This is a genomic window from Longimicrobium sp. (assembly GCF_036280135.1).
Classification (GTDB): Bacteria; Gemmatimonadota; Gemmatimonadetes; order Longimicrobiales; family Longimicrobiaceae; genus Longimicrobium.
Genome location: NZ_DASURI010000827.1, coordinates 1 through 12,777, shown reverse-complemented (window position 1 = coordinate 12,777; position 12,777 = coordinate 1). Strand labels below are relative to the sequence as shown.

At 69.5% G+C, this 12,777-nt stretch carries 11 protein-coding genes and 1 pseudogene; 10 read left to right on the top strand and 2 right to left on the bottom strand.

What is annotated here, in order from left to right; translation table 11 throughout:
• The 4 genes and pseudogenes from VFZ20_RS26745 to metG form a co-directional block, all read left to right on the top strand.
• Window positions 1-1,486: pseudogene (locus tag VFZ20_RS26745) on the top strand (hypothetical protein); the annotation flags it as partial.
• 604 nt (window positions 1,487-2,090) lie between these two features.
• Window positions 2,091-3,056 (top strand): acetyl-CoA carboxylase carboxyltransferase subunit alpha, encoded by a 966-nt coding sequence (locus VFZ20_RS26740; RefSeq protein ID WP_329687021.1) that lies wholly within the window; start codon window positions 2,091-2,093, stop codon window positions 3,054-3,056.
• Between the two features lie 84 nt (window positions 3,057-3,140).
• On the top strand, window positions 3,141-4,121 hold the full coding sequence (locus VFZ20_RS26735; protein WP_329687020.1) for a regulatory iron-sulfur-containing complex subunit RicT: 981 nt from the start codon (window positions 3,141-3,143) through the stop codon (window positions 4,119-4,121).
• Window positions 4,118-5,683 carry a methionine--tRNA ligase gene (gene metG / locus VFZ20_RS26730; RefSeq protein ID WP_329687019.1) on the top strand — a complete coding sequence of 522 codons (1,566 nt, stop codon included), beginning with the start codon at window positions 4,118-4,120 and terminating at the stop codon, window positions 5,681-5,683. The genes VFZ20_RS26735 and metG overlap by 4 nt, the downstream gene beginning before the upstream one ends.
• Before the next feature lie 215 nt (window positions 5,684-5,898).
• Here metG and VFZ20_RS26725 read toward each other — a convergent pair whose 3' ends face one another.
• Both VFZ20_RS26725 and VFZ20_RS26720 read right to left on the bottom strand, forming a co-directional pair.
• Window positions 5,899-6,645, bottom strand: a complete 747-nt coding sequence (locus tag VFZ20_RS26725) for a DUF3800 domain-containing protein (RefSeq protein WP_329687018.1) — start codon at window positions 6,643-6,645, stop codon at window positions 5,899-5,901.
• A gap of 174 nt (window positions 6,646-6,819) precedes the next feature.
• On the bottom strand, window positions 6,820-7,443 hold the full coding sequence (locus VFZ20_RS26720) for a CGNR zinc finger domain-containing protein (RefSeq protein WP_329687017.1): 624 nt from the start codon (window positions 7,441-7,443) through the stop codon (window positions 6,820-6,822).
• 200 nt (window positions 7,444-7,643) lie between these two features.
• Between VFZ20_RS26720 and VFZ20_RS26715 the strand changes: the two genes are divergently transcribed.
• The 6 genes from VFZ20_RS26715 to VFZ20_RS26690 form a co-directional block, all read left to right on the top strand.
• Window positions 7,644-8,609, top strand: a complete 966-nt coding sequence (locus VFZ20_RS26715) for an EamA family transporter (protein ID WP_329687016.1) — start codon at window positions 7,644-7,646, stop codon at window positions 8,607-8,609.
• Window positions 8,606-8,914: a hypothetical protein gene (locus VFZ20_RS26710; RefSeq protein WP_329687015.1), complete on the top strand. Its 309-nt coding sequence runs from the start codon at window positions 8,606-8,608 to the stop codon at window positions 8,912-8,914. Before VFZ20_RS26715 ends, VFZ20_RS26710 begins: the two co-directional genes overlap by 4 nt.
• 547 nt (window positions 8,915-9,461) lie before the next feature.
• Window positions 9,462-10,388 carry a M23 family metallopeptidase gene (locus VFZ20_RS26705; protein WP_329687014.1) on the top strand — a complete coding sequence of 309 codons (927 nt, stop codon included), beginning with the start codon at window positions 9,462-9,464 and terminating at the stop codon, window positions 10,386-10,388.
• Window positions 10,389-10,570: 182 nt separating this feature from the next.
• Window positions 10,571-10,855, top strand: coding sequence for a hypothetical protein (locus VFZ20_RS26700; protein ID WP_329687013.1), 285 nt, complete (start codon window positions 10,571-10,573; stop codon window positions 10,853-10,855).
• Window positions 10,856-11,006: 151 nt separating this feature from the next.
• The gene (locus VFZ20_RS26695) at window positions 11,007-12,197 is read left to right on the top strand and encodes a hypothetical protein (protein ID WP_329687012.1); all 1,191 of its coding nucleotides are present in this window, start codon (window positions 11,007-11,009) and stop codon (window positions 12,195-12,197) included.
• A gap of 8 nt (window positions 12,198-12,205) precedes the next feature.
• A partial coding sequence (locus VFZ20_RS26690) for a hypothetical protein (protein ID WP_329687011.1) occupies window positions 12,206-12,777 on the top strand: 572 nt, incomplete at its 3' end.

Genomic DNA, 12,777 nt, shown 5'->3' with positions numbered 1-12,777 from the left:
CATCGCCAAGGAGCTGGGCAAGTTCGTCGACAAGGCGGTGGAAAAGGGGTATCCCAAGGACAAGATCAAGGACCTGGCGGACCAGATCGAGGCCTTCGGCCGCTACGGCTTCAACAAGTCGCACTCCGCCGCGTACTCGCTGGTGGCGTACCAGACGGCGTGGCTCAAGTGCTACTACCCGGCCGAGTTCATGGCCGCCCTCATGTCGTCCGTCGTGGACAAGATCGACGACGTGGTGGCGTACATTGCCCAGTGCCGCGAGATGGGCCGCTTTCTCCCCCGCGTGGGCCGCGAGGGAATCGAGGTGCTGGCGCCGCACGTGAACGAGTCCAACTGGAAGTTCACCGTCGTGGGCGAGGGCGTGGGGCAGATCCGTTTTGGGCTGGGCGCCATCCGCGGCGTGGGCGAGGGGGCCGTGCGCTCCATCATCGCCGCGCGAGTGGCCGAGGGGCCGTTCAAGAGCATGTTCGACCTGCTCAGCCGGGTGGACCTGCGGCTGTGCAACAAGCGGGTGCTGGAGGCGCTCATCTGCGCCGGCGCCCTGGACGGCTTTGACGACGACGGCGGCCGCAACCAGCTGCTGGCCGGCCTGGACGCCGCGTTCGCCAGCGCGCAAACCATCCAGAAGGAGCGGGAAAGCGCGCAGGACTCGTTCTTCGACATGCTGCTGGGCGGCGGCGACGCGGCCCAGGCCACGCTCGTGCAGGCCCCGCCGCTGCCCAAGGTGGAGAAGTGGACCGAGGGCGAGCGGCTGCAGCGCGAAAAGGAGATCCTGGGCTTCTTCATCAGCGGCCACCCGCTCAACCGCTTTCGCGAGGACGTGGCGCTGTACGAGAGCCGCACCAACACGCAGACGCTCAAGTCGCAGAAGGACGCCAAGATCGAGCTGGCCTGCGTGGTGACGGAAGCGGCGCGGCAGATCAGCAAGAAGGACGGCTCGGAGTGGGGCCGCATCACCGTGGAAGATTTCCACGGAACTGCTACTGTGCTTGCGTTCGGCGAATCGTGGGCTAAATACAAGGACGTGCTCACGCAGGACGCGCCCGTGGTCATCCGCGGCGCCGTGAGCAACCGCGACCGCGACGAGGAAGATCCGCCGGTATTCCTGGACGGCGCCGTGTCGCTGGCGAACGTCCGCAACACGGGCGACGTGGGCGTGCAGATCGAGATCGGCTCCGACGGCCCCTCGCCCGAGGCGCTGGCGATGGCCAAGCGCATCCTGGCCGAGCACGAGGGTCCCGGGCAACTCGTGGTCGTCTGGCGCAACGGCGGGACGGAGCAGACCAGGCTCAAGTCCAAGACGGTGAAGGTGATGCCGCGCGACGAGTTGATGATGGCCCTGCGCGACACGCTGGGCCCGGAGCGCGTGAGCCTGCACCGCGACGAGCGCCCGCTGGTGACGGTGCAGCGCGAGGAGCGCTTCCCGCGCCGCGGGGGCGGCGGAGGCGGGGGCGGCGGCTTCAGCATCCACAGCGGCGGAGAGTAAAGGCCCTCACCCGCTCGCTGTCGCTCGCACCCTCTCCCGCAAACTGCGCGGGAGAGGGTGTAGACCCCGGCTCCTGCCGGATGGTCGGCTTCTGATGCGATGACGTTCTCCCTTCCCCCACGCCGTTTGTGGGGGAAGGGCCGGGGATGGGGGGCGCTCCGCCCGTGCGCGATCCGTCCTTCGTGCTGGATCCTGGCTGGGCGGCCGCCGGCGTGCACGGCAGATGGCGCGCGCCGGACCTGTCCGCGAAGGCGGACTCAACCTCCCCCAGGGGTTATTGGGGGAGGCGCGAGCCTGGGCGAGCGGAGGGGGCGCTTCGCTGGAACGGCGCCCATGTGCTGGATTTCGCGGACCGGATTCCGAGGCTGAACGTCCGGGGACGCGGGATTCGGGAGTAGCTGGATCGTCGATCGACTGGACGGACCTCCGGCGCGCCGGAGGCCCGACACCACGAGGCGAGACTCCGCCCGCGGCGCACGGCTCCACCCCGCTTTCGCGGGGCAGTGCCCGATTCCTGCAGGACGAACGCCGCGGGCGGGCACACCGCCCCACGGATGAACCTGTGTGTCCCGCGTAACGCGGGGCCTTGCAACGGATACACGACTTGGCAACGGTAGCCCACCTGGACTTCGAGCGCGCCATCGCCGACGTGGAGGAGCAGATCAGCGCCCTCCGCACCCTGGCGCGGGAGCGCGGGCTGGACGTAAGCAGCGAGATCCTCGCGCTGGAGCGCAAGCTGCACGGCCTCAAGCAGGATACTTTCGCGAACCTCTCCCCCATCGAGCGCGTGCAGGTGGCCCGCCACCCGCGGCGGCCCTACACGCTCGACTACCTGGAGATGGTGTTCACGGACTTCGTGGAGCTGCACGGCGACCGCCAGTTTCGCGACGACGCCAGCATGGTGTGCGGCTGGGCGCGGCTGGACGGCGAGCCGGTGATGGTCATCGGCCAGCAAAAGGGCCGCGACATGAAGGAGAACCTGCTGCGCAACTTCGGCATGCCCCACCCGGAGGGCTACCGTAAAGCGCTGCGTTTCATGAAATTGGCTGAGAAGTTCCGCCGCCCCCTCATCTGCCTCATCGACACCCCGGGGGCGTACCCCGGCATCGGGGCCGAGGAGCGGGGCCAGGGCGAGGCCATCGCCCGCAACCTGCGCGAGATGGCGGCGCTGAAGATCCCGTCCATCGCCGTCGTCATCGGCGAGGGGGGATCGGGCGGCGCGCTGGCCATCGGCGTGGCGGACCGCGTGCTGATGCTGGAGAACAGCATCTACAGCGTCATCAGCCCCGAGGGGTGCGCCGCCATCCTGTGGAAGAGCGGCGCGGAGCGCGACAAGGCCGCCCAGGCCATGAAGATCACGGCGGGCGACCTCAAGGGGCTGGGGGTGATCGACGACATCGTCCCCGAGCCGGCCGGCGGCGCGCACAGCAACTGGGAAGACACGGCGGCGGCGCTCAAGGGCGCCCTGCTGCGGCACCTGGGCGAGTTGCGCGACGTGCCGGTGGACGCGCTGCGGCGCGCCCGCTGGGCCAAGTACATGGGCATGGGAGAGTGGCGCGCCGCGCGCTGACCCGGCCCGGGCACACCTGATTTTAAACGAGCATGCCGCCAGCGGCGCCGTACGGCCGTGGCGTGCGCATAGATGGAGGGACCGGTGGGTCTCGAGCTTCCGGTATACCAGCCCCTCCCGTCTCCCGGGGAACACGAGTTCCTCGTGGAGGTGGGCTTCAAGGGGATGCGCAAGGGTTTCTACGCCTGCACCGACCCCGCCGTCCGCGTGAACGACTGGGTGGTGGTGGAGGTGGAGCGCGGGCGTGACGTGGGGCGCGTGCGCTCCCTGGGCGGCGTGGCACAAAAGAAGTGCGGCGCCGGCGAGGTGGGCCGCATCCTGAACCGCGCCGACGACGAGGAGGTGCGGCAGGTGTACGTGCTGCGCGCCGACGAGGAGCGCGTGCGCCGCAAGACGCGCGAGATGGTGGAGCAGCACCAGCTCAAGATGAAGGTGAGCGACGCGGAGTGGCAGTGGGACCGCAACAAGCTCACCATCTACTTCACGGCCGAGCGGCGGGTGGACTTCCGCCAGCTCGTCCGTGACCTGGCGCGCACCTTTCGCACGCGCATCGAGCTCAAGCAGATCGGCGTGCGCGACGAGGCCGCGCAGCTGGGCGGCGTGGGCCGCTGCGGCCGCGAGCTGTGCTGCAGCACGTGGCTGCGCGAGATCAAGCCCATCTCGCTGCAGCTGGCCAAGGACCAGAGCCTGTCCCTGAACCCGCAGCAGATCAGCGGCACCTGCGGCCGCCTGATGTGCTGCCTGACGTACGAGCACGACGCGTATCTGGCCGCCCGCAAGCGATTTCCCCGCGAGGGCAAGACCATCCGCACCACCGTGGGCGCCGAGCGCGTGATCTCCATCGACATCTGGCGCAACACGGTCACGCTGCAGGACGAGCAGCGCCAGCGCCGCACCATCGACGTCGAGCAGCTCAAGTCCGAGACCGTGGCGCAGCCGGCCGCGCCGCCGCGTGGCGAGCAGCCGCGGGCGGAGCGCCCGCCGCGCCCCGCCCTTCCCAACCCCGCGCAGCCGCAGCGCCCCCCGCGCAGGCCGCGCCGACAGCCGGAGCCGAGGCCCGAGTGAACCGCCGATTCTACATCACCACGGCCATCGACTACGCCAACGGTGACCCGCACCAGGGCCACGCGTTCGAAAAGATCGGCGCCGACGCCATCGCCCGGTACCACCGGCTGACCGGCGACGAGGTGCGCTTTTGCATGGGGATGGACGAGCACGGGCAAAAGGTGGCGCAGACCGCCGCCGCCCGCGGCATTGAACCCCAGCAGCTGGTGGACGAGCTGGCAGGCCGCTTCGAGGCCATGTGGAAGCGGCTGGACATCAGCAACGACCGCTGGGTGCGCACCACGCAGCCGCACCACAAGCGGGGCGTCAAGGCGCTCATCGAACGTATCCTGGAGCGCAACCCCGACGACGTCTACGAAAAGACGTACGAGGGGTGGTACTGCGTGGGATGCGAGCTGTTCAAGCGCGACGACGAGATTCGGGACGGCCACTGCGTCCTGCATCCCACGCGCGAGCTGCAGTGGACGGAGGAGCGCAACTTCTTCTTTCGCCTGACGCGCTACCAGGACTTTCTGCGCGCGCACTTCGAGGCGCATCCCGACTTCCTGCTGCCGGTCTCGCGGCGCAACGAGATGCTGGCCCTGATGGACGGTGGGCTGGAGGACATCTCCGTCACCCGCGCGCGGCTGTCGTGGGCCATCCCGTTCCCCAAAACGACGTCGGACGGGGAGACGCAGGGGACGTGGGTGTGGTTCGACGCGCTGCCTAACTACCTGACGGACACGGGATTCCCGGACGAAGGGTACGAGGCGTGGTGGCCGGCGCAGCTGCACGTGGTGGGCAAGGACATCGTGCGGCTGCACAGCATCGTGTGGCCGGCCATGCTGCAGTCCGCCGGGCTGCCCCTGCCGGAGCGGGTGTGGGGCCACGGCTTCGTGCTGCTGGGCGGCGGCAAGATCAGCAAGAGCAGCCAGCCGGTCGTCGGGGACGGCAGCACGCCGGCGCCGGCGGGGCTGGACCTGGGCCAGGCCATCGACCGCTTTGGGCCCGACGCGTTCCGGTACTTCCTGCTGCGCGAGGTGCCCTGGGACGCGGACGGCAACTTCAGCTGGGAGCGCTTCGTGGAGCGCTACACGTCGGAGCTGGCCAACGGCCTGGGCAACCTGGCCAGCCGCACGACGTCCATGCTGGCCAAGTACCGCGACGGCGCCGTCCCCGCGTCGCCCGTGGAGGCGGACGAGGCCATCGGGCGGGCCGTGGAGGCGTACCGCGCGGCCATGGACGCCAACCTGCTGCACGAGGGCGCGGCGGCGGCGTACGAGGTGGTGCGCCACGCCAACGCGCTGGTGGCGGAGCGCGAGCCGTGGAAGGTGGCCAAGGACCCGGCCCGGGCGGACGAGCTGGACCTGACGCTGTCGGCCATGACGCGGTACCTGGCCGCGGCGGCCACGCTGCTGTCGCCGTTCATGCCCGGGAAGATGCGGGACCTGTGGGAGCGCCTGGGCTCCGGGCGCGATTCCCTTCCCTCGCTGGACGAGCTGGCGACGCTGGACGTGTCCGGCTGGAAGACGAGTGCCGGCGGCATCCTCTTCCCCCGGCCGGAGGTCGCCGCGCCGGCGTGAGGCCGGAACGGCGGTACGAAGGTACGATGATGCGAAGGAGGCCCGGCAGGTATGCCGGGCCTCCTCTTGCTTTACGGGGACGCACACAACCTCCGGCTTGACTCTCAGGGACGATTGCCCTATCGTAATCGCGCGGGACTGGACCACCCATCAGCGGGTGGAACGCCGGCCCTGCTTTCGGCACCCCGACGGGTCAAACTGTCGGGGTGCCTTTTTTATGTGCGTACGATCCCCAGTTTTCTTGGATCTTTGCTGGACGCCTTCGTAACGATGATTGGCTTCAGCCGGTCATAGCACTCGTTCAGGCGGTATCGCTGCACAAGCGGAGTAACCGTCGTTTCCGACTTGAGAAGCGCGTACGAGATGAAGTCGGCCAGTTGAAGGAAATACGATCGGGAGGATGATCGAAAGATGGGGTCTTCGATCAAACGGTCGTTGGGGATGTTCTTCGCCGGGGCTCCGTTCTCCCAGCCACCGTACCGGCTTCCCACCATGTTGTACACAGCACTTCGGCGGGCAATCTTCTGAAGCTCTACGTCCTTCCCTTCATCCACCATCCGCAGGATGTGGTCCCCGCTGTCTAGCGCACGCTTCTGCAGCCTTTCGGCAATGCGAGAGAACGCTTTCGCGTGGATGTCACGCTTTTCCGTGCCATTCATCGGCCACGCTCCGCTGATTACACGGATATGATGGAGCCCGGCGAGCATGTCCATCGTCTCACGGAATAGCTGCGCCCTCAGCCCCTTGGGGATCATCCGCTCCGAGATGCGACCGCGACCAGACACAAACTCGAGCGCATGCAGTTCCTTAGAAGTAAAGATGCCGTAGACCGCTTTCAGATGCTGCCGGTGCGTCTTGATGGCCTCGAAGGTTTCTCGCCAGTGCGCGACGGGGACAACGAGCGCGCTCATCACGAAAACCTCATCATCGTAGCTCTCGTCGATGTACGCGATCTCAGTCATGGAACGGAGTGAGTCAGGGAAGCAAAGAATGTCGCTCCCGCAACGCTAACAAACTTCGGAGAAGATCGGTAGTCTTGAAATTTAGTCCACGTCCACACGCCCAAATGGACGCAGGTTCCGCGACGAATACACATCGCTACCTTGCGGACTCTGCCCTTAGATGCACGCCACCTGCTAGCGAATCCCACCCTTCGCCTTGTGGTAATGGCGGCGAGCCTTCGCGCGGTTGCCGCACAGCTGCATGTCGCACCAGCGGCGACTGCGGTTGCGGCTCGTGTCCAGGTACAGCCAGTCGCAGTTGGTCCCGCAGCACTTGCCCACCCGCCGCAGATCCCCGCTCACCAGCAGGTCCGCCGCGTCGCGCACCACGGGCCACAGCACCCGGTCCAGCTGCACCCCGTCCTCCCATCCCCACGAGAAGCCGTCTTCCGTCCGCACGATGCGCTGTTGGCCCAGCGTGCGCTCGATCGCGCCGTTGACGACGGACAGGTCCCCGGCATCCACCACCTCACCCGCGCGGGCGGCCATGAACAGTCGATAGAGCGCCTCGCGCAGCTCCATGGCGCGCGCGAACACGTCCGCGGCACGGGCGGGATCCGCCTCCGCGGCGGCGAACAGCGGCGCGGCATCGGCCTCCGTCAGCACGCCGACGCGCAGGGCCCACCAGACGAGGTCGGCGTACGCGCCGAGCTTCTCCTCCAGCAGCGTGTCGTGCGTGTCGACGGTGTTCAGAAAGTCCAGGCACAGCCAGCCGCCGATCACCGACAGATCGGCCAGCGGATTGTGGTCGTCGGTCATATGTGCGTGTCTCCGGATCGCATCAATCTTGCTAACCCACAATCTCGCTCTTGACCGGTTAGATGTCCATCCCTTATGATCCACCTAACCGTCAAAACGGGCTTTGAAGGTGGAACAGAGAGGAGGAGGGAAGCCATGCATCGGGACAAAGCCGTTCAACCGACCACACGGCGCATCTCGCTCGCGCTCGTCTCGAAGGGATGCCGGTGACGGGCGGGCGCGCGCTGCGACTGGGCGCGTACGCATCGATCTGGCTCATTTGGGGCTCTACGTACCTGGCCATCAAGTGGGCCGTGGAGACGGTGCCGCCGTTCCTCACTGTCGCCATCCGGTCGCTGGCGGCGGGCATCATCCTGGTCGCATGGGCGCGGCTGCGCGAGGACCAGGCTCCGACGCGGGCGCAGTGGATAGCGGCCATCGGCGCGGGCGCGCTGTACTTCCTGCTGGGGCACGGCGGCCTGTTCTGGGCGGAGCAGCGCGTGGCCACCGGCCCGGCGGCGCTCATGATCGCCACGGAGCACTTCTGGGTGGTGCTGATCGCGTGGATGCTGCCCGGCGGCCAGCGTCCCTCCCGCCGCGCGGCGACGGGGATCGCCATCGGCCTCGTGGGCGTGGGGCTGCTGACGCTGGCGGGCGGCGGAGAGGGCGGGATCGACCCGCTGGGCGCGGTGGTGCTGCTGGGCGCGTCCGCGGCGTGGGCGGGCGGATCCATCTACTTTGCCGGTGAGCGCCGGCCCGCGCCGCCCCTCTACGCGTCGGGGATGCCGCTGGTGATGGGCGGCGTGCTCCTGCTCGGTGCGTCCGCCGCCGTGGGCGAGACGGCGCGGGTGACGGCGGCGGATTTCACGCCTGTCGCCATCGGATCGCTGGCGTACCTGATCATCTTCGGCTCCGTCGTCGCCTTCACGGCCTTTACCTGGCTCGTGCAGACGGACGGGCCCAGCCGCGCCGGCAGCTACGCGTACGTCAACCCGTTCGTGGCCGTGCTGCTGGGCTGGGCGCTGGCGGACGAGGCGCTCACCCCGCGCATGCTGGCGGCCGGCGCGGCCATCGTGCTCGCGGTGGTGCTCATCGTCCGCGGCACGCGTGTGCAGGCGCCGTCGCAGCCGCCCGCGCCCGCCACCCCGCGCCGCGGGTCCAGCGCCCTGCGGGAGCGCGAAGCATGATCGCGCGCGTGTGGCGCGGCGAGACGCGCGCGGCGGACGCGGACCGATATGCCGAGTACCTCCGCCGCACGGGCCTGGCGGACGCGCGCGCAACGCCAGGCAACCGCGGCGTGCTCATCCAGCGGCGCGTCGTGGGCGACCGCGCGGAGTTCGTCTTCACCTCGTTCTGGAGCTCGATGGACGACATCCGCGGCTTCGCGGGCGACGACGTCCACGTGGCGCGCTACTATCCGGAAGACCGCGAGATGCTCCTGGCCCTCCCGCCCGACATCGACCACTTCGAGGTCATCGCGGACGAACGGTAGCGGCGTCCCTGATCACCACGTGATCTGACAGACCAGCGCGGCAGGGAGCACCCGCTCCCTGCCGCGCATCTTCTTCTCCCCGATCCGCCGCGGTCGAACCGTCCGGACCTCATGTGTCGCGGGGCGCAGAATTCCGTATACAGCTCCCGGAACGAAATCTTAATGGTTTCGCTGATGCAATACTGCTACGGATGCAGATTATGCAATACATCATGCAGACTGCACCCTGTAGAACGCCTTCCATCCGCCGCCCGTTTACACGCAAGCATATGCATCACAACAAATTGCGTAACTGAGACCGAACGCGGAACGGACCCTGCCCTTGTGTAGCAGCTCACGAGACAAGGACCGGGATGCGGGGGCGGGTGGTGCGCCGTGCGCGCGGGGCGGACAGCACGTATGAGCTTGTGCCTCATGCGTTTGCTTGACACCCCCGTACACGGGGAGTATGTTCGCACCCTCCAATACCGATACTGACATCAGATCCCGGCGCGCGGGCGGCGGTCGTGCCCGCGTGTTTCCGTCACCAGCAGAAAATCGCAGTTCCATGCCCCAATCCCGCTGGACGCTCATGCTCGTCCCGCACGACAACGAGCGCGTTCGCTCGTTCCAGGTGTCGGGCAAGAGCATTCGCACGGCCCTGTATGGCGTGCTGCTGACCGCGCTGCTGATGGGCACCTTCACCGTCGCGTTCTTCGTCAAGCAGTCGCAGCACGTGCAGAACACCAGCCTGCGCCGGGAAAACGAGGCGCTGGCGGCCGAGGTGGACCAGATGCGCTCGCAGATGGAGGAGCTGGACCGCTCCATCGCCTCGCTCACGGAAAAGGACGAGGAGCTTCGCGTGGTGGCAGGGCTGCCGGAGATCGACCCGGACGTGCGCCGCGTGGGCGTGGGCGGCCCGGGCAGCACCACCTCGGCGGCGCTGGCGCGGCTCAACCCGCGGACCGCCGCCAAGGTGGAGAGCACGGGGCAGGACCTGAGCACGCTGCTGCGACGCGCCTCCCTCCTGCGCTCCAGCATGGACGAGGCGACCACGCAGATCGAGCGCAACCGCGAGCGCATGGCCAGCGTCCCCACCATCCTCCCCGCCAACGGCCACCTTTCTTCGCTGTTCAGCGGCAACCGGTACCACCCGGTGCTGCGCATCACCCGGCCGCACAAGGGCATCGACATCGCCGCGCGCGTGGGCGAGCCCATCCTGGCCGCCGCGCGGGGCCGCGTGATCTTTGCCGGCAATCGCGGCAACGGCTACGGCAACATGGTGGAGATCGACCACGGCCACGGCTTCATCACGCGCTACGCGCACGCCTCGCGGCTGCACGTGCGCACGGGCCAGTCGGTGGACCGCGGCTTTCGCATCGCCGACGTGGGCGCCACGGGCCTGGTGAGCGGGCCGCACCTGCACTACGAGGTGGAGCAGAACGGCCGGCAGGTGGATCCGCTGAACTTCGTGATCGGCGACGCACTGCCCTGACGCGTCGGCCGGACCGGATTGGTGGATGACGACGACGAGGAGCGCCACGCGGTGCTCCTCGTTTGCGTTTGGGGATGGAGCCCCGCCGTGAGCGATCGCTCGTCCACCGTCCGTTCCCGGCGAGTCCGGAACTTGCCCCCGCGGCTCGCGACACGATCGCGCCGAATCCGCTCCAGGACACGATGTCAGAGGACGCCGCTACCCAGCCCTGCCCCATCTGCGGGACTCCGCAACGCGCCGTTCCCCGGTATCCCCGCTACGTCTGCAACGCATGCACGGCCCGGGCGGTGGATGACCAAGGCCGCCCCGTCAGGGCGTACAACACGCACGCCCTGGGGTACGGCGTCCAGGTCGTGGTGACCGAGACGGGCGAAACGCTCGACACCCGCACGCTGTTCATCGACGGCACGGCCTGCACGGCGGCGGAGGCACGGTTCGGCGGCATCATCATTCAGCCGCGCGAGTGAGGATTGCCTTTCCCCGGATCGCGCCCGCCGTGGATGGAACGACGGAACAACGCCGTCCACCCGGCCGTACTGGCACGGAAGCCGTTCCCGTGAAAGATTATGGCACCCGCCCGCGTGGCGGTTCGCGTTGCAGTTCCCCGACTTGCGCTCGATGCTGATTCTTACCGCCGCCCTGGCGCTCGCCGCCGCCGACACCGTTCCGCCCGCGCCGTCCGCCCCCGTGGTGGAGGAGCCGGCGGTGGTGGTGCTCCGGCAGCCGGCGCTGCCCATCGTGGCCCTTCGCCTGTCGCTGCTGGCCGATGACCCGCCGGGCTTCGCGGGCGCCGGCCACATGATGCAGCACCTGCTGCTCCCGTCGCTGGAAGAGCGCGTGGCCCGCGTGGGCGGCCGCGTGCAGGCCGTCCGCACCTCCGACGCCGTCGTCTACACCGTCGTGGGGCCCGCGTCGGAACTGGACTACCTGGCGCAGACCCTTCGCGGCGCGTTGCGGGCGCCCGCGCCGGGCACGGCCGAGACGCTGCAGGCGCTGGCCGCGCTGGGCAGCGAGCGCTCGGCGGAGCGCGAGATCGCGCCGCAGTACGTGCGCTCGGCCCTGCGCGCGCGGCTGTTTCCCCGTGACCTCCCCGCCGCCGGCACCGAGGCCTCGCTCGCGCGGCTCAACTCGGCGCGGCTGGCCGAGGTGTGGGGGGCCATGTACCGGCCCGAGCGCGTGGCCATCGTGGCCGTGGGCGACGTGCAGGTGGACGGCGTGCGCCGCGCCTTCAGCGACGTGCCCGCGGCGGGCGGCGGCTCCGTGCCGCGCCTGGCCGACACCATCCGCGCCTTCGCGGCCGACACCCCGCAGGCCACGCGCGCGTGGATCGGCCGGGCGTGGAACGCGTCGGACGAGGACCCGGCCACGCTCACCGTGACCGCGCGCCTGCTGCGCAACCACCTGCGCCGCCGCATGACGCGCTCGCAGGTGGACGTGGAGCACTGGTGGACGCACCACGGCCAGGCGCTGGCCCTGGTGGTCGCCACGCCGGACTCGCTCGTGGCCACGGCCCGGCGCACGGCGGAGGGCTCGCTCACGGCCCTCCGCGACGCCGTGGACGAGACGCTCGTGGCCGACGCCGCCGCCGGCGTGCGGCGCGAGATGCTGCTCTTTTCCCGCACGCCCGAGCGGATGGCGGACGTCGTCGGCGCGTTCGCCGACCGCGGCGAGGGCGCGGACGCGGCGCAGCGCTTTTTCGCCGCCGTGGACGCCGTGACGGCGGACGACGTGCGGGCGCTGCTGGAGCGGATGATCACGGCGGACGCCGTGCTCGTGGAAGTGCCGCCCCAGCGCATCACCGCCTCATGAGCGCGCGGATGCGGATTCTCGGAGCCCTGGCGACCCTGGCGCTGGCCGCCGCCCCCGCGGCGGCCCAGGAGCGCGTCATCGTCCGCGCGGAGCCCGGCACCCCCGTCGTGGCGGCCGAGGTGCTGATCGCCGTCGGCCCCGCGGACGAGGCCGAGGGTAAGGAGGGAATCACCTACCTCACAGCCCGCGCCGTGACGGCCCCCATCCTCCCCGTGCTGGACTCGCTGGCCGCGCAGCTGGACGTGGAGCAGCACAAGGACGCCGTGTCCTTTACCATCACGGCCGCGCCGGACAACTGGCAGGAAGCCATGCGCACCCTGCTGGTGGCCCTGTTCCGCGACCCCGTGGACAGCGTGGCGACGGTGCGCCAGCGCACGGCCGTCGCCGCCGAGCTTACCGCGCGCGAGGCCAGCCCGGCGGACGCCCTGGCCCGCGTGCTGGACGCCGCCGTGTTCGGCAAGGACCACCCGTGGGGCCGCCCCGCCGTGGGCTCCGCGCGGACGGTGGGCCGCATCGCCGTGCGCGAGGTGGATGCGTTCCTGCGCTCCGGCTTCACGGCGGACCGGGCCCTGGTAGCCAT

What these genes read in the sequence shown, in the direction of transcription:
- VFZ20_RS26725 (WP_329687018.1), bottom strand. Translation starts at nt 6,645, where the DNA reads ATGACTGAGATCGCGTACATCGACGAGAGCTACGATGATGAGGTTTTC.
- VFZ20_RS26720 (WP_329687017.1), bottom strand. Translation starts at nt 7,443, where the DNA reads ATGACCGACGACCACAATCCGCTGGCCGATCTGTCGGTGATCGGCGGC.
- VFZ20_RS26715 (WP_329687016.1), top strand. Translation starts at nt 7,644, where the DNA reads ATGCCGGTGACGGGCGGGCGCGCGCTGCGACTGGGCGCGTACGCATCG.
- VFZ20_RS26710 (WP_329687015.1), top strand. Translation starts at nt 8,606, where the DNA reads ATGATCGCGCGCGTGTGGCGCGGCGAGACGCGCGCGGCGGACGCGGAC.
- VFZ20_RS26705 (WP_329687014.1), top strand. Translation starts at nt 9,462, where the DNA reads ATGCCCCAATCCCGCTGGACGCTCATGCTCGTCCCGCACGACAACGAG.
- VFZ20_RS26700 (WP_329687013.1), top strand. Translation starts at nt 10,571, where the DNA reads ATGTCAGAGGACGCCGCTACCCAGCCCTGCCCCATCTGCGGGACTCCG.
- VFZ20_RS26695 (WP_329687012.1), top strand. Translation starts at nt 11,007, where the DNA reads ATGCTGATTCTTACCGCCGCCCTGGCGCTCGCCGCCGCCGACACCGTT.